Source organism: Olsenella sp. An188 (assembly GCF_002160255.1).
Taxonomy (GTDB): domain Bacteria; phylum Actinomycetota; class Coriobacteriia; order Coriobacteriales; family Atopobiaceae; genus Thermophilibacter; species Thermophilibacter avistercoris.
In genome coordinates, this window is record NZ_NFKF01000003.1 from 181,805 (window position 1) to 200,979 (window position 19,175).

General features: G+C 71.3%; 21 protein-coding genes and 1 riboswitch. Of the genes, 11 read left to right on the forward strand and 10 right to left on the reverse strand.

Going from position 1 to position 19,175, the window contains the following annotated elements; genetic code table 11:
- Positions 1–25: 25 nt before the first annotated feature.
- A complete protein-coding gene (locus B5F23_RS04935; RefSeq protein ID WP_087352366.1) occupies positions 26–1,504 on the reverse strand; it encodes an ATP-binding cassette domain-containing protein in 1,479 nt (492 codons plus the stop codon).
- A gap of 613 nt (positions 1,505–2,117) precedes the next feature.
- On the opposite strand from B5F23_RS04935, the gene B5F23_RS04940 reads away from it, so the two are divergent.
- The 6 genes from B5F23_RS04940 (at position 2,118) to B5F23_RS04965 (ending at position 8,563) form a co-directional block, all read left to right on the forward strand.
- The gene (locus B5F23_RS04940) at positions 2,118–4,136 is read left to right on the forward strand and encodes an elongation factor G (protein ID WP_087352368.1); all 2,019 of its coding nucleotides are present in this window, start codon (positions 2,118–2,120) and stop codon (positions 4,134–4,136) included.
- Positions 4,137–4,260: 124 nt separating this feature from the next.
- On the forward strand, positions 4,261–5,451 hold the full coding sequence (locus tag B5F23_RS04945; protein ID WP_087352370.1) for an MFS transporter: 1,191 nt from the start codon (positions 4,261–4,263) through the stop codon (positions 5,449–5,451).
- 58 nt (positions 5,452–5,509) lie between these two features.
- Entirely contained in the window at positions 5,510–5,947 is a 438-nt protein-coding gene (locus tag B5F23_RS04950; protein ID WP_087352372.1) for a hypothetical protein, read from the forward strand.
- A 228-nt stretch (positions 5,948–6,175) separates the two neighbouring features.
- On the forward strand, positions 6,176–7,108 hold the full coding sequence (locus tag B5F23_RS04955; RefSeq protein ID WP_241145801.1) for a GNAT family N-acetyltransferase: 933 nt from the start codon (positions 6,176–6,178) through the stop codon (positions 7,106–7,108).
- 22 nt (positions 7,109–7,130) lie between these two features.
- Positions 7,131–7,343: a hypothetical protein gene (locus tag B5F23_RS09845; RefSeq protein ID WP_206392267.1), complete on the forward strand. Its 213-nt coding sequence runs from the start codon at positions 7,131–7,133 to the stop codon at positions 7,341–7,343.
- A gap of 74 nt (positions 7,344–7,417) precedes the next feature.
- Positions 7,418–8,563 carry a DNA glycosylase AlkZ-like family protein gene (locus B5F23_RS04965; protein ID WP_087352378.1) on the forward strand — a complete coding sequence of 382 codons (1,146 nt, stop codon included), beginning with the start codon at positions 7,418–7,420 and terminating at the stop codon, positions 8,561–8,563.
- 4 nt (positions 8,564–8,567) lie between these two features.
- Here the strand turns inward: B5F23_RS04965 and B5F23_RS04970 are convergent, their stop codons facing one another.
- Together B5F23_RS04970 and B5F23_RS04975 are read right to left on the reverse strand one after the other, a co-directional pair.
- A complete protein-coding gene (locus tag B5F23_RS04970) occupies positions 8,568–9,104 on the reverse strand; it encodes a flavodoxin domain-containing protein (protein WP_087352380.1) in 537 nt (178 codons plus the stop codon).
- A 2-nt stretch (positions 9,105–9,106) separates the two neighbouring features.
- Entirely contained in the window at positions 9,107–9,730 is a 624-nt protein-coding gene (locus B5F23_RS04975) for a TetR/AcrR family transcriptional regulator (protein ID WP_087352382.1), read from the reverse strand.
- Between the two features lie 119 nt (positions 9,731–9,849).
- Here B5F23_RS04975 and B5F23_RS04980 point away from each other — a divergent pair, with 119 nt between their 5' ends.
- Entirely contained in the window at positions 9,850–10,686 is an 837-nt protein-coding gene (locus B5F23_RS04980) for a TipAS antibiotic-recognition domain-containing protein (protein WP_087352384.1), read from the forward strand.
- Between the two features lie 111 nt (positions 10,687–10,797).
- On the opposite strand, the gene B5F23_RS04985 is transcribed toward B5F23_RS04980, so the two are convergent.
- Both B5F23_RS04985 and B5F23_RS04990 read right to left on the reverse strand, forming a co-directional pair.
- Entirely contained in the window at positions 10,798–11,583 is a 786-nt protein-coding gene (locus B5F23_RS04985) for a helix-turn-helix domain-containing protein (RefSeq protein WP_087352386.1), read from the reverse strand.
- Positions 11,584–11,694: 111 nt separating this feature from the next.
- Positions 11,695–12,045 (reverse strand): DUF2200 domain-containing protein, encoded by a 351-nt coding sequence (locus B5F23_RS04990; protein WP_087352388.1) that lies wholly within the window; start codon positions 12,043–12,045, stop codon positions 11,695–11,697.
- Positions 12,046–12,093: 48 nt separating this feature from the next.
- Between B5F23_RS04990 and B5F23_RS04995 the strand changes: the two genes are divergently transcribed.
- The gene (locus tag B5F23_RS04995) at positions 12,094–12,840 is read left to right on the forward strand and encodes a GrpB family protein (RefSeq protein WP_206392274.1); all 747 of its coding nucleotides are present in this window, start codon (positions 12,094–12,096) and stop codon (positions 12,838–12,840) included.
- 234 nt (positions 12,841–13,074) lie between these two features.
- Here the strand turns inward: B5F23_RS04995 and B5F23_RS05000 are convergent, their stop codons facing one another.
- A complete protein-coding gene (locus tag B5F23_RS05000; RefSeq protein WP_087352392.1) occupies positions 13,075–13,593 on the reverse strand; it encodes an AAA family ATPase in 519 nt (172 codons plus the stop codon).
- Between the two features lie 320 nt (positions 13,594–13,913).
- Here B5F23_RS05000 and B5F23_RS05005 point away from each other — a divergent pair, with 320 nt between their 5' ends.
- Positions 13,914–15,161 (forward strand): MFS transporter, encoded by a 1,248-nt coding sequence (locus B5F23_RS05005; protein WP_087352394.1) that lies wholly within the window; start codon positions 13,914–13,916, stop codon positions 15,159–15,161.
- 121 nt (positions 15,162–15,282) lie between these two features.
- Here B5F23_RS05005 and B5F23_RS05010 read toward each other — a convergent pair whose 3' ends face one another.
- The 3 genes from B5F23_RS05010 to B5F23_RS05020 all read right to left on the reverse strand — a co-directional run bounded on the left by B5F23_RS05010 (position 15,283) and on the right by B5F23_RS05020 (position 16,810).
- Complete coding sequence (locus tag B5F23_RS05010; RefSeq protein ID WP_087352396.1) at positions 15,283–15,732, reverse strand: zinc ribbon domain-containing protein; 450 nt, start codon at positions 15,730–15,732, stop codon at positions 15,283–15,285.
- A gap of 302 nt (positions 15,733–16,034) precedes the next feature.
- Positions 16,035–16,595, reverse strand: coding sequence for a hypothetical protein (locus tag B5F23_RS05015; RefSeq protein ID WP_143786358.1), 561 nt, complete (start codon positions 16,593–16,595; stop codon positions 16,035–16,037).
- A gap of 5 nt (positions 16,596–16,600) precedes the next feature.
- Positions 16,601–16,810, reverse strand: a complete 210-nt coding sequence (locus tag B5F23_RS05020; protein ID WP_072372408.1) for a helix-turn-helix transcriptional regulator — start codon at positions 16,808–16,810, stop codon at positions 16,601–16,603.
- A 195-nt stretch (positions 16,811–17,005) separates the two neighbouring features.
- Between B5F23_RS05020 and B5F23_RS05025 the strand changes: the two genes are divergently transcribed.
- Positions 17,006–17,533 (forward strand): YcxB family protein, encoded by a 528-nt coding sequence (locus B5F23_RS05025; RefSeq protein ID WP_087352400.1) that lies wholly within the window; start codon positions 17,006–17,008, stop codon positions 17,531–17,533.
- Between the two features lie 42 nt (positions 17,534–17,575).
- Here the strand turns inward: B5F23_RS05025 and B5F23_RS05030 are convergent, their stop codons facing one another.
- Positions 17,576–18,577: a calcium/sodium antiporter gene (locus B5F23_RS05030; protein ID WP_241145802.1), complete on the reverse strand. Its 1,002-nt coding sequence runs from the start codon at positions 18,575–18,577 to the stop codon at positions 17,576–17,578.
- A gap of 142 nt (positions 18,578–18,719) precedes the next feature.
- Positions 18,720–18,780, forward strand: a riboswitch (guanidine-III (ykkC-III) riboswitch).
- 17 nt (positions 18,781–18,797) lie between these two features.
- Between B5F23_RS05030 and B5F23_RS05035 the strand changes: the two genes are divergently transcribed.
- Positions 18,798–19,121 (forward strand): DMT family transporter, encoded by a 324-nt coding sequence (locus B5F23_RS05035; RefSeq protein WP_087352404.1) that lies wholly within the window; start codon positions 18,798–18,800, stop codon positions 19,119–19,121.
- The last annotated feature ends 54 nt before the right edge of the window (positions 19,122–19,175 follow it).

The following is a 19,175-nucleotide window of genomic DNA, read 5'->3' on the forward strand; positions in this document are numbered from 1 at the left end:
CAAGAGGGGACAGTCCCCTCTTGACTCATTTCTCGGTGACTCGGCCGTCGTGGACCTCCCAGGTGCGCGCGGTGCAGGCCTCGAGGAACCTCCGGTCGTGGCTCACGAGCACGAGCGCCCCGGGGTAGGCGGCGAGCGCCCGCTCGAGAGCCTCGGTGGAGTGGAGGTCCAGGTGGTTGGTGGGCTCGTCCATGACGATGAGCGCCGGGTGGCGCAAGATCCCCTCCGCCAGCAGCAGCTTGCGGAGCTCGCCGGGGCTCGTCCGTCCGCCCTCGAGGATGCGGTCAGGCTCGGAGTTGAGCTGCGCCACCGTGGAGAGCACGCGGCCGCGCTCGGCGGGGGAGAGGGCCGCCACGCGCCCCACGGCCTCGTCGCGCGCGCCCGGGGCGAGCTCCTGCGGGATGTCGAGGACGGCGAGGTCGTCTGCCATGAGGGCGCGCAGGTGCGCGAGCAGGGTCGACTTGCCCGCACCGTTGGGCCCCACCACGCCCACGTGGTCGGCATTTCCCACCCAGAGCTCCGGGATCTTGAGCGTCCCGTCCGGCCCGCAGGGTATCTCCGTCGCGCTCACGTGCAGCACCGTCTTGCGCGGGCTCGGCTCGGCGTCCACCCACAGGTCGCCGTCGTAGCGCTTGTGGACGTGGGCCGCGGCGAGGCGCTCCTGCGCGGCGGCCAGGCGCGCGTCCATCTGCACCGAGAGCCTCCCCGCGTGGCCGTCCTTGCCGGTGAAGCGCGCGAGGTTGATCTTTCCCTTGGCGTCGTGGTCCTTGGGGTCGACGCGGCCCTTGCTGCGCAGGACGTCGGCGCGCGCCGCCTCGTGGGCGCGCGCGTCCTTCTCGGCCGAAAGGCGGGCGAGCTCGCGGCGGGCGCTCTGGCGCTCGGCTGCGACCTCGGCGCGCTCGCGTTCCGCCTGGGCGTGCGCGGCGCTGTAGCCGCCCGGCCGCACCACCACCCCTCCCGGCTCGAAGGACGCGCAGCGCTCGGCGAGCTGGTCCACGAGCTCGCGGTCGTGACTCACGAGGATGCCGATGCCGCGGAAGGATCCGAGCGCGCGGGCGAGCTCGGCGCGGGCGTCGGCGTCGAGGTGGTTGGTGGGCTCGTCGGCCACGAGCACGTCCGGGCTGCCCCAGAGGGCCACCGCCACCTGCAGCTTCTTGCGCTCGCCGAAGGATAGCTCGTGGAAGCGCCAGGGCATGTCGTCCTCGATGCGAAAGGTCTCGCGCAGGCGTCGGGCGTCGCGGCCGTAGTCGAGCGCAAAGTCCGAGAGCCCCTCTGGCGGCTCGTCGGCGTCCTGGGCCACGTAGGCGCAGACGAGCCCGCGCGTCACGGAGCCCGAGTCCGGCCTGAGCTGCCCGCAGGCGAGCCGCGCCAGCGTGGTCTTGCCGCAGCCGTTGTCGCCGAGAAGCGCGGTCCAGCCGCGGGGGAAGGTCACGGTTACGTCGTTGAGTATCGGGTCGATTGCCGAGGGGTAGGCGTACGTGACGCCGGAGAGCATGAGTTGCATAGACATCTCTTTTCTGCGCCGGGACCGCGTCCCACGCGCGTCTGGTGAATCTGGCTGAGAGTGTCTAGCGAATGCCCACGTATCCCCGGTCTTCCTGCCGATCCGACGGCGGCGCCACCCGCGCTGCGGGGCCCATTCCCCACTCGGTCGACGTTGCCAGTATGGCGCGCCCTCCCACGCGCCGTCAAGGGGCGCTCGCTCGGCGCACAATTTCGGATTTGTGCGACCGGCGGGACGCACTGGATGGCAAAACCCCAGTTGGAGGTTCTTCTCGCCCGGGAAAACGCCTCTGCGGTGCTCCGGCTTCCGCACAATTCCGGATTTGTGCGGCCTCGGCGCGCGCGACGATCGCGCTTCTCGCCCCGCCGTCCACCCGGCGCACAATTCCGGATTTGTGCGCTTGCGGAGGGGGCGTCGGTGAGAAACCCCAGCTCGCCGGGACTTCCGCTTAGAAAACCGGAGTCGTCCCCACCCTCATTCCGCACAATTCCAAATTTGTGCGCCGGGCGGGGCCGGCGTGGGGCTCCCGGGCAAGAAGAACCTCGGGGCGAGAAGGACCTCGACGACGTCACCCCGCCCTTTGCTACCATCGGTGGGGCGAGGACGAGAGCGGATGGGGGTCGATCGGGTGAGGCAGGCGGTGGTTGGGCTTCTCGCCCACGTGGACGCGGGCAAGACCACGCTCGCGGAGGCCATGCTCGCCGCCGCGGGCGCCATCCGCGCCGCGGGGCGCGTGGACGACGGCAGCACCCACCTCGACACCGACGCGATGGAGCGCGAGCGCGGCATCACGATCTTCTCGTCGCAGGCCGAGCTCGACTGGGAGGGCGCTCGCCTCACGCTCGTGGACGCGCCCGGCCACGTGGACTTCTCCGCGGAGGCGGAGCGCACCGTGGCCGCCCTCGACGCGGCGATCCTGGTGGTGGGCGCCAACGACGGCGTGCAGGGCCACACCGAGACCATGTGGGAGCTCCTCGAGCGCCACGACGTCCCCACGCTCGTCTTCGTGAGCAAGTGCGACCTGGAGAACCCCGGCCGAGAGGCGCTTCTCGCCGAGCTCGCCGAGCGGCTCTCGCTCGGCTGCCTGGACGCGGCGGCTCTGCTTGCCGGGGACGCTGCCGTCACGGAGGAGGCCGCCGCCACGGACGAGCGCGCGCTCGACGAGTACCTGGAGAGCGGGTCGATCTCCCGCGGCACGATCTTGCGGCTCTTCTCTCGGCGCGCGGTCTTTCCCGTGCTGTTCGGGGCGGCCCTGCGCGGCGAGGGGGTGACGGAGCTGCTCGACGTCCTCGCGGGGCTGGTCCCGGAGCGCAGCTGGCCCGACGAGTTCTCCGCGCGCGTGTACCGCGTCTCTCGCGGCGCCCGCGGCGAGCGACTCGCGTGGGTGAAGGTGACCGGCGGCTCCCTGCGCGCGAAGGCGCAGGTTAGCGGCAGCGAGCGCGGCGTGCCCTGGAGCGAGAAGGTCAACGAGGTGCGCGTCTACCATGGGGCGGCCTACCAGACGGTGCCCGAGGTGGGTGCCGGGCGGGTGTGCGCCGTGACGGGGCTCTCGCACGTGGTGCCCGGCAGCGCCCTGGGCGCCGAGACGGCCGCCGAGCGCCCGACGCTGGCGCCCGTGCTCTCCTACCAGGTGGTCCCCGCGCCCGGGACCGACGTCTCGGCGCTCGTGCGGGCGCTGCGCGAGCTGGCGGGCGAGGACCCGACCCTCGGCGTGACGTGGCACGAGCAGCTCCAGGAGGTGCACGTCCAGCTCATGGGAGAGGTGCAGCAGGACGTGGTGCGCGAGCTGCTGGGCAGCCGCTACGGCATCGACGTCGGCTTCGGGCCGGGCGGCATCCTCTACCGGGAGACCCTGCGCGCGGGCTCGGAGGGCGTCGGCCACTTCGAGCCGCTGCGCCACTACGCCGAGGTCCGCCTCCTGGTGGAGCCGCTGCCGCGCGGCAGCGGGGTGGAGTTCGGCACGCGCTGCCCCGAGGACCAGCTCGACCGCAACTGGCAGCGCCTCATCCTCTCGTGCGCCATGGAGCGCGACCACCTGGGCGTGCTCGTGGGCGCGCCGCTCACCGACGTGCGGGTCACCCTGCTCGCGGGGCGCGCGCACGCCAAGCACACCGAGGGAGGGGACTTCCGCCAGGCCGTCTACCGCGCGGTCCGCCAGGCGCTCATGTGCGCGCGCGAGCGGGGCGACTGCGTGCTGCTCGAGCCGTGGTACCGCTTCCGCCTGACGGTGCCGGCCGAGCGGGTGGGTCGCGCGCTCACCGACCTCACGCGCATGGCGGCCCGCTTCGAGGCGCCCGACGCCTCCGGCGACCAGGCGCGGGTCACGGGCGAAGTCCCGGCCTCGGAGGTGGGCGAGTATGCGCTCGAGGTTGCGCGCTACACGGGCGGCCGCGGGCGGCTCTCGCTCGAGCTCGCCGGCTACCGCGAGTGCCACGACGCGGATGCCGTCATCGCCGCCGCCTGCTACGACCCCGAGGCCGACCTCCCCAACACGCCCGACTCCGTCTTCTGCAGCCACGGGGCGGGCCACACCGTCAAGTGGTTCGAGGTCCCCGAGCGCGCGCACACCGCATACGACCCGGCGCGCCTGCGGACGTGGCGCGCCGCAGACGACTCGTTCTTCTCGGCATAGGATCGCCCGGCGAGAAGGGCGTGCGCCCGGCGTCGCGGCCTGGACGGGGCGCCGGAGGGCGGCTATCATATCCTGGAGTTGGAAACGTTTCCATATACACATACGCACGCACCTCGGAGGCACCATGTCCACCGTCCTTCTCGTCGTCATTTACGTGGCCTTCGTCGGCCTGGGCATTCCCGACTCGCTCTTCGGCGCGGCGTGGCCCGCCGTCTACGCCGACCTCGGCGTCCCCGTCTCGTGGGGGAGCGTTGTCACCATGGTCGTCTCGTGCGGGACCATCGTCTCGAGCCTGGCCTCCGCCGCGGTGATCTCCCGCTTTGGGACGGGTCGCGTCACCGCCGCGTCCACCGCGCTCACTGCCGTGGCGCTCGCGGGCTTTGCCGTGGCGCCCTCCTTCCCGTGGCTGTGCGTGCTCGCCGTCCCGCTGGGCCTGGGCGCCGGCGCCATCGACACGGCGCTCAACAACTACGTGGCGCTGCACTACCGCGCCACACACATGAACTTCCTGCACTGTGCCTACGGGGTGGGGGTGACCGTCAGCCCGTTCATCATGTCCGTCGCGCTCTCGGGCGGCACGTGGCGCGACGGCTACCTCGGGGCGACGCTCTGCCAGGTGCTCATCTGCGTGCTCACGGTGGCCATCCTGCCGCTCTGGGGCCGCGTCGGGCACGAGGCCGACGAGTCGGGCGAGAAGGACGTGGAGACGCGCGCCGTAAGCCCGCTCTCCCTCGTGCGCCGCCACGACGTCCGCCTGGCGTGCCTGGTCTTTCTCTGCTCGGTGGCCATCGAGTGCGTCTGCAACAACTGGGGGACGAGCTACCTCGTCAACGACCGGGGGCTTGATCCCGCCGCAGCCGCGGGCATGGTCACGGTCTACTACGTGGGCGTGACGGCGGGACGCTTCCTCTCCGGCGTGCTCGCCAACCGGCTCTCGAGCAAGCAGCTCGTGGGGCTGGGGCAGATCGTCACCTTCGTGGCCGTCCTCGTCCTGCTCCTGCCGCTTCCGGCGTCGGCCGCGCCGGTGGGGCTGTTCCTCGTGGGGTTTGGCAACAGCCCGCTCTACCCCAACATGCTCCACCTCACGCCCCGCCTGTTTGGCCGCGAGCTCTCCCAGGCGGTGATCGGCGTGCAGATGGCGGCGTCGTACCTGGGGTCGCTGCTGCTCGCCCCGCTCTTCGGCGTGCTCGGCCAGGCGTTTGGGTTCTGGCTCTTCCCGGTGTGCCTGCTCGCGCTCTCCCTGGTGGTGCTGGGCTCCTTCGTGGCGCTCATGCGCCTCAAGGGGTGGCGCCCGCGCCGGCCCGCGCGCTCGTAGGGGCGCGGGGCGCCGCACGGCGGCGGGTGCTATCCTCTTGGGCGAGGAGGGTGGTCGCATGCGCATCTACAAGGGCAATCCCGAGCTTGTGTTCCGCGGTCGGGTGGCGCCGTGGTACGGCGCGGTCTCGGGCCTGGTGTGCGTCGCCGCGGCGGTGCTGGCGCTCCAGCCGGGGATGACCCCGTTCGTGCCGGCCTCGCTGCTCGTCGTGAGTGCCTTCGCGCTGTGGCCCGTGGTGGTCCGCAACCGCGTGGAGCTCTACAAGGACCGCCTCGAGATTGTCTTTGGCTGGGGGCGCACGATCATCCCGTACGACCACGTTCGCGGCGTGCGGCGCTTCGGCGGCGCCGCGCACGAGCAGGCGACGATGCACAACTGCGCCGCCTCTATGGAGGGCGTCTTCATCGAGGCGCCCCGCGACGGCGACGCGGCGGTGTCGGTGATCGGCGACGACGTGCTGGTCGCGGAGCTGCGCCGCCGGGTGGGGCTGGATTAGCCCCTCGCGCCGCGGCGGTCGTTCTTCTCGGCCAAACCGTCCGGAACCTGCACCTTCCCGGAATACGTGCAGCTTGCGGTCGCTTTGGCGAGAAAAACCGTCCGGAACCTGCACGTATCCGGCACACGTGCAGCTTGCGGTCGAATCCGGGCCAAAAACCGTCCGGAACCTGCACGTCCTCCCTCCGGGTGGTATCGTCGACACCGTCGACCGAGGGAGGGGATGCCCGTGCGCCACACGACCGTCTACGACTCGCCGCTGGGCGAGATGCTGCTCGCGAGCGACGGCCAGGCGCTCACGGGCCTGTGGTTCGAGGGCCAGCGCCACGCGGCCGCGGGACTCTCGCCAGACGCGACGCCCCGCGACGACCTGCCCGTCTTCGAGGCAGCCCGCTCCTGGCTCCGCTCGTACTTCTCGGGCGAGAAGAACGTCGAGCCGCCGGCCCTCAGGCTCGAGGGGACCCCCTTCCAGGGCTGCGTCTGGGACGCCCTGCGCGAGGTGCCCTACGGGAGTACCGTCACCTACGGCGAGCTTGCCGCCCGCGTCGGGCGGCGCCTCGGGCGCGCCACCTCCGCGCGGGCCGTGGGGTCTGCCGTGGGCCGCAACCCCGTCTCCGTCATCGTGGGCTGCCATCGGGTGCTCGGCGCGCGCGGCGAGCTCACCGGCTACGCGGGCGGACTCTGGCGCAAGCGAGCCCTTCTCGCCCTCGAGCGCGACGGCGTGGTCGCCCGGGAGGCGACCGAGCGCCCCGCGGCCCTCGTCGCCGCGCTTGCCGACGTCTGGGAGCGCTCGGTGCGCGCGACGCACGACTTCCTGCTCCCGGGCGAGGTCGAGCGCCTGCGCGCGGTGGTGCCGGACGCCCTCGAGGGGGTGCCGCGCCTCCTCGTGGCCGAGGAGGCCGGGACGCCCGTGGGGTTTCTCGGCGCGGACGGCGACTTCGTGGAGATGCTCTTCGTCGACCCAGGCTGGCGGGGCAGGGGAGTGGGCCGCGTCCTCATGTCCCGCGCGACGGAGGCGCTCGGCGCGCGCGAGGTCTCGGTCAACGAGCAGAACCCGCAGGCGGTGGGCTTCTACGAGCACCTGGGCTTCAGCGCCTACCGGCGCACGCCCGTCGACGACGACGGCCGCCCCTACCCGCTGCTCTACATGAGGCTCGCCTAGCGTGCGCCGGCGCAGGGGCGTCGTGGAAGACGGACGGATTGAGACAGATAGGCTGGTGCTTCGCCTCGTGCGCCCGGAGGACGACGCGCCGGCGCTTCTCGCCATGCTCTCCGACGAGCGGGCGGCGGGCCTTGCCTTCCTCACCGCGACGCACGACGAGCTCAACCCCGCGAGCGGGGCCGTCATGCGCGCGTGCGGGCTCACGTATCGCTACCCGCGGCACTGGGTGGACTGAGCGCCGCATGCGGGCCCGCGCCGCCGTGCCCGGCCGGCGCGCTACCATGGGAGCACGACGAGGGAGGAGGCCCCATGAGCACGCCCGCGCGACCCGATCTCACCCGCGGCGAGCTTCTCGCCGTCACGCTGGAGCGCCAGCACCTCCTGCGCCGCGACGCGTCGTGCGTGCAGGTGGCATCCGACCTGCTGGGCCTCCAGGCGCAGTTCTCGACCGGCCCGCGTGACGCCCTGCGCGCCCGCGCGGCCGACTTCTCGCCGCAGGGCTGGGACCGTGGCCTGGTCAAGATCTGGTCGCACCGCGGCACCATCCACGTGGTGCCCGCCCACGAGCTGTGGCTGCACCTCTCCGCGCGCGACAACCGCGGCTCGCTCACCGACCTCTGGGACGGCTGGGGGATCCCGGCCGGGGAGGCCGAGCGCTGGGCGGACGTCATCCGCGCCGAGGTCTCGTCCGGCCCGCGCGGGCGCGAGGAGCTCAAGGAGGCGTGCCGCGCGGCGGGCATGTCGGACTGGCTGCTGGAGCGCGTGTTCAACGGCTGGGGCGGCCTGCTCAAGGAGATGTGCGACCGCGGCATGCTCGTCTACGAGGCGGGAACGGCCAAGCGCTTCGCTGCCGCGCCCTCTCCGGCCAGCTGGCTCCCGCGCGACGAGGCGCGCGCCGAGCTCGCGCGCCGCTACTTCGAGCGCTACGGCCCCGCAACCGTGCAGGACTGTGCGGCCTTCCTGGGCTATCGCGCCTCGGAGGTGGCGTCGCTCGTCCGTCGCTCGGCGCTGCCGCTGCGCGAGCTCACCTGCCGGGGCGCCACGCTCGCCTACCTCGGGGAGCTGCCCTCGCCCTCGGAGGCGCACGTGCCCGGCTGCGTGCTGCTCGCCCCCTTCGACCAGCTCGTGCTCGGGTACCGCGACCGCTCGCGCCTCATCGACGCGCCCGACCTGCCGCGCGTCACCAACCGAGCGGGCATCGTCTTCGCGACGGTCCTCTACCGCGGCCGCGCCCGCGCCCGCTGGAGGCGGGAGGGGAGGCGCGTGACGGTCACGGAGTTCCGCCCGCTCTCGGACACGGCGCGCGCCGCGATTGCGGGCCGCGTGAGGAGGTTCTTCTCGCCGGAGCGTGTGGAGGTTCGCTTTAGGGGCGAGAAGGACGCGCCCGCCCCGCGCCCCTTTGACACGGACGGCCTCCCGAGCGAGCTGCGTGCGCGCGGGGGAGCGGAGGGGTAGCGGCTCAGCCCCGCAGGTGCTCGAGCACCGGCTGCAGGTACTCGCGCCGCGTGCCGTCAAAGCCCTCGCGCATGGCTTCGAGCGCGAAGGCGACGCGCGGGTCGGTCCTGGCCGCCTTGGCCTGCATGCGGAAGAACGCCCGCATGGCCAGCCTGTCGAGCGCGCACAGGCGGTCGAAGTCAAAGCCGCCCTGGCAGTAGAAGCGCGCGAGGCGGGGGTAGCGGTCTTGCGGGAACGCCTGGTCGAAGGCGGCGTCGGTCTCGCTCTTTGGCCACTCGTCGCTCGGCATGGGGTAGGCCCCCACGCCCACGACCACGTAGCGGCGCTCGGGGCGCTCCTCCATGAGGTCGCGCAGCCAGCGTGCGCCCTTGAGCCCTCCCGCGTGGAACCAGCTGAGAAAGACGAGCGTCTCCGCAGCGGCCACGGAGGACGAGGCGCGCTCGTCGAACGGGACGGCCCTGGTCTCGAGGGACTCCGCGAGCCAGCGCGCGTACCTCTCGGTAAACCCGGTCTGCGAGCAGTAGACGACGGCGATGCTCATGCTCACTCCTTCGCTCGGTGCTGGGCGAGAAACGCCTCGAGGTGGCGCTCGACGAGGCGGCGCGCCTCCGGCCAGGGCGTGCCCTCGCAGAGCGCGAGGAACACGGGCCCGTGGAACTGGCGGGCCGCGAGGTCGACCTCGCAGGGGGAGAAGAGGCCGGCGTCGACGAGGCGCGAGAAGATCGCGCGCTGCAGCTCGAGCGGGCGCTCGACGAAGACGGTGCGGTAGAGCTCGTCGCAGCGAGGGTCCGCGTGGCGCGCGCCCTCGAGCACGCGGCGCAGGCGCACGATGCCGGCGTCCGCGAAGAAGGGCTCGTAGCTGGCGAGAACCACCTCGGTGAGCGCGGGACCGTCTGCGAGGTAGGCGCTCGCGTCGTCGGTGGGGTGGGCGAGGGCGCGCCGGGAGCGCAGCGCCTGCGTCAGGCGGTCGAGTTGGTGTTCCACCGCCGCGCCGAAGATGGCCTGCTTGCCGGGGAAGTGGCTGTAGAGCGAGGCCTCGCGCAGGCCCACCGCGGCCGCGACGTCGCGCATCGTCGTCGCGGCGTAGCCCTTCTCGGCAAACACCTCGAGGGCGCGCTCGCAGATGAGGCGCTTGGTGTCGCGCGTTGGCCCGGCCGGTCGTCCCATGCTTCCTCCCGTGGTCGTCAAAACCTAGTATACGCTAGGTTTACGGTGACGGGCAAGGACGGGAGGGCGCTCTGATATGCTGGCCCCAGGCGAGTCGCGCGACGTGCGGAGGAGGGGCCATGGACCTTGCGAGCATCGAGGAACGCCTGCTCTCGCGTCCCGGCGCCACCCGCGCCCTGCACGAGAAGTGGGGCTGGATGGTGTACTGGGTGGGCGGCCGGCAGTTTGCCTGCGAGTTCGAGGTGTCCCCGGACGCCAGGCCGCCCTACGCGGGGCGCCACCTGCTCTCGCTCAAGTGCGACCCCGACCGCATCCGGGAGCTCCGCGAGGAGCGGCCCGACGCGGTGCTGCCGGGCTACTACTCCGACGGGCGGACGTGGATCTCCGTTGACCTGAGCTCGGACCTTCCGGAGGGCCTCGTGCTCGAGCTCTGCGACCTGAGCTACGACCTCGTCTTCTCCCGGCTGACCAAGCGCGCCCAGCGCGAGATCCTTGCCGAGAGCGCTGCCGCGGCGAAAGGGGTCGAGGACATGGACAAGCACGAGGCCTTCGAGGCGCTCAAGCGCCGGGAGATCGAGGAGAACGAGCGCGCGTACGGCCGCGAAGCGCGCGAGCGCTACGGCGACGACGCGGTGGACGCGGCAAACGAGCGCCTGTCCTCGCTTTCTCGCGACGAGTGGGGCGAGAAAGGCCAGCTCGAGCAGGCCATCAAGGAGCAGCTGCGCGCTGCCATGGCGACGGGCGACCCGGCGGGCGACGCTGCCCGCGAGCTCGCGCAGATGCACGAGCGCTGGATTCGCCTGCACTGGGGAGAGGGGCACTACTCGCGCGAGGCGCATCGCGGTCTCGCGCAGATGTATCTTGCGGACGACCGCTTTCGCGCGTACTACGATGAGGCGGCGGGCGAGGGTGCGACGGAGTTTCTGGTCGCCGCGCTCGAGTCATACCTGGCGTAGCCGGCGGGAGGGGCCTCATGGGCGAGAAGGGCGTGCAGCTCACCAACTTCCTCATGGAGAAGGACCTGGGCACTGGGCGGTAGGCAGGTGCCCAGGCCCGCACCCCTCTCGCTATTCGTTCAGCTTGCCCGCCACGAGGATCGGCACGAAGAAGACCGCGCAGCCGAGAAGCCCGACCGTGGTGTTGGCCAGGACGTCTCCCAGCGCAAGCTCGAGCGCCGGCAGCAGCACCGCCGCGGCGGCGGCCGACCAGCGGGCCGCGCGGCAGATGGCGGGCCAGTTGCCGTTGTGGACGCGCATGAGGCAGCCGAGGTTCATGCGGAAGGGGCCCTGCGTCACGAAGGAGATGCGGTTCTCGTCGTAGTATCCGGGCAGGGTCTCGTGGCAGAAGAACGAGAACCACGCCAGCGCCACGAGCATGAGGAGGCCTCCGGCGACGGCCGGATCGGCGAGGCCCGAGAGGAGCTGGTCAAGATTGCGCGAGAAGACCACGCGCGCGGTGAGCAGGCCCCAGACGGCGACCGTCGCCGCAAAGGCGGCGCACCGCAGCGCCCGCTGCCGCCCGGTGAGCGTCGCGCCCGAGAGGTCGAGCGAGGCGGCGATGAGCCAGTCGGCCTCGGCGCGCCCCAGGCGCTCCTCGTTCGGTGCCTCCTCGCAGGCCATGAGCTCGGAGATGGAGAGGCCGAGCGCGTCGGCGAGCGGCACGAGCAAAGGGACACTCGGCAGGCTGAGGCCACGCTCCCACTTGCTCACGGTCTTGTCGCTCACGTAGAGGCGCTCGGCGAGCTGTCGCTGCGTGAGGCCGCGCTCGGCGCGGACGCGGGCGACAAACGCGCCGAGGGTCGCGGCGTCGAGCTGCGGGGTCTTCGGCTCGCGCGGCTTTGGGTCGTCTGCCATGTGGTCTCCTCCTTTGGGTCGAAGCGTGGCCACGATGCTGCGCCGCGGTGCCGGGCGCGTCAATCGACCGTTGGGCGAGTTGGCGTCTACCTGCGAAAACGCATGCGACGGCTACGAGCGCAGGATCTTCTCCATGGCGCGCCCGCGGGCGAGCTCGTCGACGAGCTTGTCGAGGTAGCGGGCGTTCTGTTCCACGGGGTCGGCAATGGCGGCAACGTCAACGCCGCAGACCTTGCCGGTGATGAGCGCGCGGTTGGGGTTCAGCGCGGGAGCCTCCGAGAAGAACGTCTCGTAGTCAACGCCGGCCGCGATCTGGCGCTCGAGGCCGGCGACGTCGTATCCGGTGAGCCAGCAGGTCACCTCGTCGACCTCCTCGCGCGTGCGGCCCTTGCGCTCGGCCTTCTGGACGAGCAGCGGGTAGACCTTGGCGAGCGACATCCTTGCGATCGGCGTGCGCGGCATGGTGCCTCCTTCGCGTGGCGCGGGCGTGCGCCCAGTGTAGCGCGTGGGGTGGCGGCGCGCGGCCTCGAGGAGGTCGACGCCGCGGAGCCGCGTATGCGCGAGGTGGGCTACGAGTGCCTCGGCGAGTTCGGCATCCCGGGGCGGCGCTACTTTCGCAAGGGCGGCGACGAGCGCACGCACCAGGTCCACGTCTTTGACGCGGGCGACCGGGAGAACGTCATCCGTCACCTTGCGCTCTGCGACTACCTGCGCTCCCACGAGGGCACGCGTGACGAGTACGCCGCCCTCAAGCGCTCCCTCGCGCGCCGCTTTCCGTACGACATCGAGGGCTACTGCGACGGCAAGGACCGCTTCGTGCGCGCGCTGGAGGCGCGGGCGCTCGCGTGCTACGACGACTCCTGGGACCGTCTCTACCTCGCCGCCCGGAGCGTGCAGCGCCCCCGCGAGGTCTCCCCGCTCGTGGAGGCGGGCTCCGTCGCGGCGGCGTTGCTCACGGAGGCCGGCAACGTCTACGTGGGCGTCTGCATCGACACGGCGTGCTCGCTCGGGATGTGCGCGGAGCGCTCGGCGATCGCAGCCATGGTCACGGCGGGGGAGTCGCGGATTCGAAGGATCGTCGCCGTCATGCCGGACGGGCGTGCCGGGATGCCGTGCGGGGCGTGCCGCGAGCTCATGATGCAGCTCGACCCCGCGGCGCGGGAGGTCGAGGTGCTTCTCGACTACGAGTCCCGACGCACGGCTCGGCTCGGCGAGCTGGTGCCGGGATGGTGGGCGGACGCGCGCATGGCGCCCTGACCAGACCGCCTCGAGGTTGCCGGCGAGCGGATCGCGGCCGCCTTGAGGAGTGGGGAAATCGGGTTGTCTGTGGTTTTGCCGGGGTTCGTTAAGTATCACCTTGCAAGTAGCATTTTCTGACCTGCGGGTTTGCGGGAACCCAAGGGGTCGGTACTCGAGGGGCTCCCGAAAAACCACAGACAACCCGATTCTTGTCCTGCATGGGGCCCTCAGGTCCGGTGTCGCGCTCTCTTGCTAGGCGACGAGCTCCGCCACCTCGCGGGGCGAGCGCCCGGTGGTGTCCACGAGCTCGGATCCGAGCTCCCGGTAGAGCGGCAGGTAGGCGAGGGCGCGCTCCACCGTGTCTGCCTCGCGCAGCCCGGCGCCCACGTCCCGCTCGATGCGCCCGCGCAGCTCCTCCTCGCTCGCCACGAGCGAGACCCAACGCACCCCCGCGTCGCACTCGGCTATCGGCAGCCGCGCGAGAATCTCCTTGACGATCGCGCGCTCGTGCATCACCCAGCACAGGATCACGTTCTCGTAGGCGTCGCAGCGCAGGAAGTTGCCGAGCGCGTGACAGATGTTGTCGAGCACCACCGCCTTGGTCTCGGGCGTCACCTGAAAGGGGTCTGCCTGCCAGCACCAGTCCCCGTCGAGAAGGACCGAGCGCGGCAGCATGCGGTTGAGCTCGCGGCAGGCCGTCGACTTGCCGACGCCCATCGGCCCGCCGACGAGGTAGAGGGTCTTGCGCGTGGCGGCGGGCGCGTTGTCCATGGGGCTCCCTCGGGGTGCGTGGGGTTGCATGCGGATAGCGTCAGGATAGCTCAGGGGCCGCGACTCGTGGGGGTGGTCGGGGAGTCTCTGCCGTCGTCCCCTCTCCACACAATTTCGAAATTGTGCGGGGAGAAGGTGATCTGGCGAGAAGAAATACCTGTTGGAGGTTCTTCTCGCTCTGAAAAACGCCGTCTTGAGGGGTGCTGGCTCGCACAATTTCGAAATTGTGCGGCGTGGGGGCTCGCAGCGTGGGGGCTCGCGGCGCGGGGCCGCCGCGCGGCTGTGGTAGCATCGTTCACCCGGCCGACGAGAGAGGACGCATGACGGACAGGGCCAGCTCGTGGGGCGCAAAGCTCGCCTTCGTGTGGGGTGGCGAGCTCGTCTCCGTGCTCACGAGCTCCATCCTGCAGATGGGGTTCATCTGGCACATCACCATGACCACGAACTCGGCGAGCATGCTCTCGCTCGCATCGCTCGTGGGCTTCCTGCCGCTCGCGCTTCTCGGCCCGTTTGCGGGGACCATCGTGGACCGGCTCTCGGTGCGCCGCGTGCTCATCGGGGCTGACCTCTTCATCGCGGCGGTCAGCGCCGTCGTGGCGCTCGTCTCGCTGACGGGGGAGCTGCCCGTGGCCGCCGTGATCGTGGCGCTGTTCTTCCGCGCCATCGGCAGCGCCTTCCACACGCCCGCCTTCCAGACGCTCACGCCGCTCGTCGCGCCTCCCGAGCACCTCACGCGCCTGGCGGGCGTGTCGCAGGCGGTGCAGTCGGGCGGCTACATCCTGGGCACCGCGGTGGCCGCGGTGATCTATCCGCTCTGGGGGCTCACGGCCATGATCGCGCTCGACGTGGCCGGCGCCCTTCTCGCCACGGTGGCGGTGCTCGCGGCCCGGCTCGAGCTTCCCGTCCCGGACGGCCCGACCGACCGGCGGGGCTCCGGCATCGCCGCCCAGGTGCGGGCGCTTCTCGCCGAGACCGCGGAGGGCTATCGTGTCCTGCGGGCCCGCCCGGGCCTGTTTGCGCTGCTGTGGTGCGGCTTTGCCTTCACGCTGGTCTTCTCGCCCATCTCGGCGCTCTTTCCGCTGATGAGCCTCGACCACTTTGGGGGCACCACCGGCGACGCCGCCCTTGCGGAGATCGTCTTCTCCGTGGGGATGATCGCGGGCTCGGCGCTGCTTGCCTCGACGGGCGGGCTGCGCAGCCGCGCGCTCACGGTGGTCGCTGCGACGGCGCTCTACGGTGCGGCGACGCTCGTTGCGGGGCTGCTGCCGCCCGGCGGCTTTCCGGCGTTTCTCGCCATGAGCTTTCTCATGGGCCTGAGCTCGCCGTTCTACTCCGGCCCGCAGACGGCGCTTATGCAGGAGAAGATCCCACCCGAGTATCTGGGGCGCGTCTTTGGACTGTACGGGTCCATCATGTCGTGGGCGCTGCCGATGGGTCTTGCCGTGTCGACCCTCTTTGCTGACTCGGTGGGCGCGCCGCTGTGGTTTGCGGGCGCGGGCGGCGCGATGGCCGTGCTCGCGGTGGTGACCTGGGCTATCCCGAGCATCCGCTCCATCGAGCGGGAGTAGCGTCGCCGCGCTCGGTTGGCGGGTCGCCGCACAGTTCCCAAATTGTGCGGCGCGCGGGGGGTTCGGGCGAAGGCACGGGCGAGTGCCGCCTCCGGGCCGCCGTTCTTCTCGCCCCGTTGCCCTACGCGTCGCGCCAGCGCTCGAGGGTGGGCAGCACCGCGCCCAGAAGCGACGCGCTCTCGTCCACGGTCCAGCCCATCGCCTCGGCCATGCGCGGCGCGCAGTCCTCGATCATCTCGTCCATCGTGGTCTCGTAGGTGTAGGCGCCGCCCTCGTAGCACCAGCGGCAGAAGTCGGGGTTCTCGGCGCCGTTGGCGTCGTGCCCGAGCTGGTCGGGCCCGGTGAACATCATGCCGCAGCTCTGGCAGTAGTGCTCGGGCATCTCCAGCAGCTCGGTCACGGGGACGCCCAGCTCGCGCGCGATGAGCTTGGTCATGTCGATCCCGGGCGTGGTCTCGCCGCGCTCCCAGCGACTCACCGCCTGCCGGGTGATGTAGAGCCTGCGCGCCAGCTCCTCCTGCGTGAGCCCGCGCTCGCGGCGCAGGCGGGGCAGCACGTCCTTGATGGCCATGTCGGCCTCCCTTCGGCTTGGTTGCCGGCAACTAGTATCGCCGCACGGGGGTCTCGGTCCAAGCAACGCTTCGTTGCGCGCGGGCGAGGCGGCGGGGCGGCCCCTTGGCCTCCTGCCGGTGCTTCTCGGTCGAAGGGTTCCGGACGTCGCGGCGACTGGCGCACAATTCCGGAATTGTGCGAAACCCGGCTTGCCCGGGCGGCGTTTTCTTAAGCGAGAAGAACCTCCAACAGGGCTTTTGTCCCGTGACGCTCGACCGCCGGCGCACAATTCCGGAATTGTGCGCCGGCGGGTGGGGCGCGCTACTCGACCTCGGCCTCCGCACGGAAGCGCGCCCGGTACGAGAGCTTGATGGCGAGCAGCGCCAGCGAGAGAAACACCAGCGTCGCGGCCACGGCCGCCATCGCCTCGAAGCTCACGAGCGCCCCAGCGAAGATCGCCACCACGGAGAGGGCGGGGATGCCCCGCACGAACGTCCGCGCCACCTCGCGCTCCATGTGGGCCGTGAGCTCGTCGTTCTCGCGCGCGTAGTAGCGGCGCAGCTCCTGCTCGTCTGCGAGCGCGCGCCTGAGCGCCGCGACCTGGCGGACGCTGACGACGCCCGCGACGCAGAAGAGGCCCATGAGAGCGCCGCTCAGGAAGCTGGACGAGAGCGTGCTGCCGCGCAGGGCAGGCAGGCTCTCGGTCACCGCAAGGACGCTCAGGGCGACGATCGAGGCGCAGATGACGGCCACTGAGGCGCTCTCGCGGCCCAGGCGGCGCCGTGCGTCCGCGCGCATGGCGCCGAGGGAGCGTCCGGGCGCGGGGTCCTTCTCGCCGGGGAAGAGGTCGAGGCCGCGGCGCAGGGTGTCAAGCTTGCTCATGTGAATCACAGCTCCTCGTCTATCTCGGAAAAGTCAAAGACCTCCTCGATGGTGAGCCCGAAGTAGCGGGCTATCTTGTGGGCGAGCGGCAGCGATGCCGTGTATCTTCCCACCTCGATGGAGGTGATGGTCTGGCGCGTGGTGCCCACGGCGTCGGCGAGCTCGGCCTGGGAGAGCCTCCGCTCCCGACGCAGCTCTTTGATCCTCGTTCGCACCGCATCGCCTCCTTGGTCGTCGGCCACAAAATGACAAGCGCGCTTTGCAAGATAAGCATAGTACGCTTTGCAAAAAGTGACAAGTAAGCTTTGCATAAGCCGGAGAGAAGGGCGCTGCCGGCGAGAAGCACCTGGGCGAGAGGGCGGCTCACGGCCCGCGGGCTATACTAGGGTCATCCGAGCCGGGAGGTGCCTATGGTCTCCTATCAGATGGACCTGAACGACGAGCGGCGAGCCGTGGCGATTGACGTTGCGCTGGAGAGCCCCGGCAACGTGCGCCGGCGTCGCATCGGCGGGCCCGCCCTCGTCGTCCTGGGGGCGCTGCTCGTCGCGATCGGGGCGCTGCTGCTCGGCTCGGGGTCGGACGTCCTCGGCATCGCCTACCTCGTCCTCGGGGCCGCGGCGATCGTGCTCGGCGCGCGGGCGCGGGCGTTCCAGCGCTTCGTGCTCAGGCGCGCGGAGACGCTCGTCGACGACGCCTTCCGCTCGGGGGAGGTCCGCTACTCCTTCGACGAGGACGGCGTGACCGTCGACTCGCAGGTCGGTCACGGCGTGAGCTACTGGCCCTCCTTCAGGGGGTGGGGGACCATGGGGGACTACCTCTACCTCAGGCGCGGGGACAACAAGCTGGTGCTCGTGGATTGCCGCGAGCTCGCCCCGGAGGAGCTCGAGGAGGTCAGGGCGCTCGTGGAGCGCCACGTCGAGAGCCGCCGGGACGCCTAGGTCCGGGAGGCCCGTCGTTCTTCTCGCCAGCGCCCGCGGGCGCTACCTCAGCACGGACGCCGCGATGTAGGCGGCGTAGAGCACCACGAAGATCACGCCGTTCACGCGGCTCATCTCGTGGCGCCTGCCCACGTAGCAGAAGCCCACGAGCGCAAGCGAGAACGCCGCCACGAGCGCGAGGTCAAGGTTGTACGCCGCGTCGTAGGGGATGGACGAGACGAGCGCCGGGCCGCCCATCACGAGCAGCAGGTTGGCGATGTTGGAGCCGGTGACGTTGCCCACGGCGATGTCGGAGTTGCCGCGCAGCGCGGCCACGACGCTCGTCACGAGCTCGGGCAGGCAGGTGCCGAGCGCCACCACGGTGATGCCGATGACGCGCTCGGAGATGCCGGCGGTGGTGGCGACGAGCGTGGCGTTGTCCACCACGAGGTCGGCGCCCACCTTGAGCATGACGGCGCCCACGACGACGAGCCACAGCGCCCAGGCGACGCTCGGACGCCGTCCGCCCGCGGCCTGCTCCCCGGCGCCCTCCCGCGAGCCCGCGTCCTTCTCGTCCGCGCCCTCCTTCAGGCCCATCTGCGTGGTACGCACGAGAAACGCCGCGAAGGCCAGGAGCAGCACGACTCCCTCGAACCGCGTGACCTCGCCTCCGGTGTTGGCGAGCAGCGCGAGCAGCGCGCAGGCCGCCACGCTCACCGGGATCTCGAAGCGAATGGTGCCGCGCGAGAGCGCGACGGGGGCGATGACGGCGGAGAGGCCGAGGATGAGCAGCAGGTTGGCGAGGCAGCTGCCCACAACGTTGCCGAAGGCCATGTCGGCGTGGCCCGCGGCGGCCGAGGTGATGCTCACGACGAGCTCGGGCAACGAGGTGCCGATGGCGACGACGGTGAGCCCCGCCACGCGCTCGGGCATGCCGAAGCGCGCGGCGAGCCGGCACGCGCCGTCCACGAGGAGGTTGGCGCCGCCCACGAGCAGGCCAAAGCCGACGACGATGGCGAGAAGGCTCAGAAGCACGACGATCCTTTCGGGTCGGGGATACCACATCTAGTATTCCTGAGGGAAAACCGCCCAAGATGCGGTCGCCCTCCGACTCCCAAGCGAATCCACAGATGCGCGTCTACGCGCGCTCACCCGGCGGGCACCGCCATGCTGGCACAACCTCCGCGCGCACGGCGTGCTACACTGCCCTGTGGCCTACCGGGCCCCTGACGAGGGCAGCCGTACCAGGAACGCAAAGACGGCGCATCTACCGAAGGAGGCTTTCATGGACTGGGTCGTGCTCGTGTGCTCCGGGATGCTTGAGGCGGTGTGGGCGCTGGCGCTCGACCGCGCGGAGGGCTTCACCAGGCTCCTGCCCTCGGTCGTCTTCGTGGCGGCGCTCGCGGCGAGCATGCTTGGCCTCAGCCACGCCGTGCGCACCATCCCCATCGGGACCGCGTACGCCGTCTGGGTTGGGATCGGGGCGGCGGTCACGGTGGGCTACGGCATCGCCACCGGGGCGGAGCCCTTCTCGTGGGCCAAGGTCCTGCTGCTCGCGGGGCTCGTCGGCTGCGTGGTGGGGCTCAAGCTCGTAGGCGAGTCCCACTAGCTCGGTCAGAGGCCCGAAGACCCTTCTCGCGCTAAACTGTGACAGGGGGACGGA

What these genes read in the sequence shown, in the direction of transcription:
- B5F23_RS04935 (WP_087352366.1), bottom strand. Translation starts at nt 1,504, where the DNA reads ATGCAACTCATGCTCTCCGGCGTCACGTACGCCTACCCCTCGGCAATC.
- B5F23_RS04940 (WP_087352368.1), top strand. Translation starts at nt 2,118, where the DNA reads ATGGGGGTCGATCGGGTGAGGCAGGCGGTGGTTGGGCTTCTCGCCCAC.
- B5F23_RS04945 (WP_087352370.1), top strand. Translation starts at nt 4,261, where the DNA reads ATGTCCACCGTCCTTCTCGTCGTCATTTACGTGGCCTTCGTCGGCCTG.
- B5F23_RS04950 (WP_087352372.1), top strand. Translation starts at nt 5,510, where the DNA reads ATGCGCATCTACAAGGGCAATCCCGAGCTTGTGTTCCGCGGTCGGGTG.
- B5F23_RS04965 (WP_087352378.1), top strand. Translation starts at nt 7,418, where the DNA reads ATGAGCACGCCCGCGCGACCCGATCTCACCCGCGGCGAGCTTCTCGCC.
- B5F23_RS04970 (WP_087352380.1), bottom strand. Translation starts at nt 9,104, where the DNA reads ATGAGCATCGCCGTCGTCTACTGCTCGCAGACCGGGTTTACCGAGAGG.
- B5F23_RS04975 (WP_087352382.1), bottom strand. Translation starts at nt 9,730, where the DNA reads ATGGGACGACCGGCCGGGCCAACGCGCGACACCAAGCGCCTCATCTGC.
- B5F23_RS04980 (WP_087352384.1), top strand. Translation starts at nt 9,850, where the DNA reads ATGGACCTTGCGAGCATCGAGGAACGCCTGCTCTCGCGTCCCGGCGCC.
- B5F23_RS04985 (WP_087352386.1), bottom strand. Translation starts at nt 11,583, where the DNA reads ATGGCAGACGACCCAAAGCCGCGCGAGCCGAAGACCCCGCAGCTCGAC.
- B5F23_RS04990 (WP_087352388.1), bottom strand. Translation starts at nt 12,045, where the DNA reads ATGCCGCGCACGCCGATCGCAAGGATGTCGCTCGCCAAGGTCTACCCG.
- B5F23_RS05000 (WP_087352392.1), bottom strand. Translation starts at nt 13,593, where the DNA reads ATGGACAACGCGCCCGCCGCCACGCGCAAGACCCTCTACCTCGTCGGC.
- B5F23_RS05005 (WP_087352394.1), top strand. Translation starts at nt 13,914, where the DNA reads ATGACGGACAGGGCCAGCTCGTGGGGCGCAAAGCTCGCCTTCGTGTGG.
- B5F23_RS05010 (WP_087352396.1), bottom strand. Translation starts at nt 15,732, where the DNA reads ATGGCCATCAAGGACGTGCTGCCCCGCCTGCGCCGCGAGCGCGGGCTC.
- B5F23_RS05015 (WP_143786358.1), bottom strand. Translation starts at nt 16,595, where the DNA reads ATGAGCAAGCTTGACACCCTGCGCCGCGGCCTCGACCTCTTCCCCGGC.
- B5F23_RS05025 (WP_087352400.1), top strand. Translation starts at nt 17,006, where the DNA reads ATGGTCTCCTATCAGATGGACCTGAACGACGAGCGGCGAGCCGTGGCG.
- B5F23_RS05030 (WP_241145802.1), bottom strand. Translation starts at nt 18,577, where the DNA reads ATGTGGTATCCCCGACCCGAAAGGATCGTCGTGCTTCTGAGCCTTCTC.
- B5F23_RS05035 (WP_087352404.1), top strand. Translation starts at nt 18,798, where the DNA reads ATGGACTGGGTCGTGCTCGTGTGCTCCGGGATGCTTGAGGCGGTGTGG.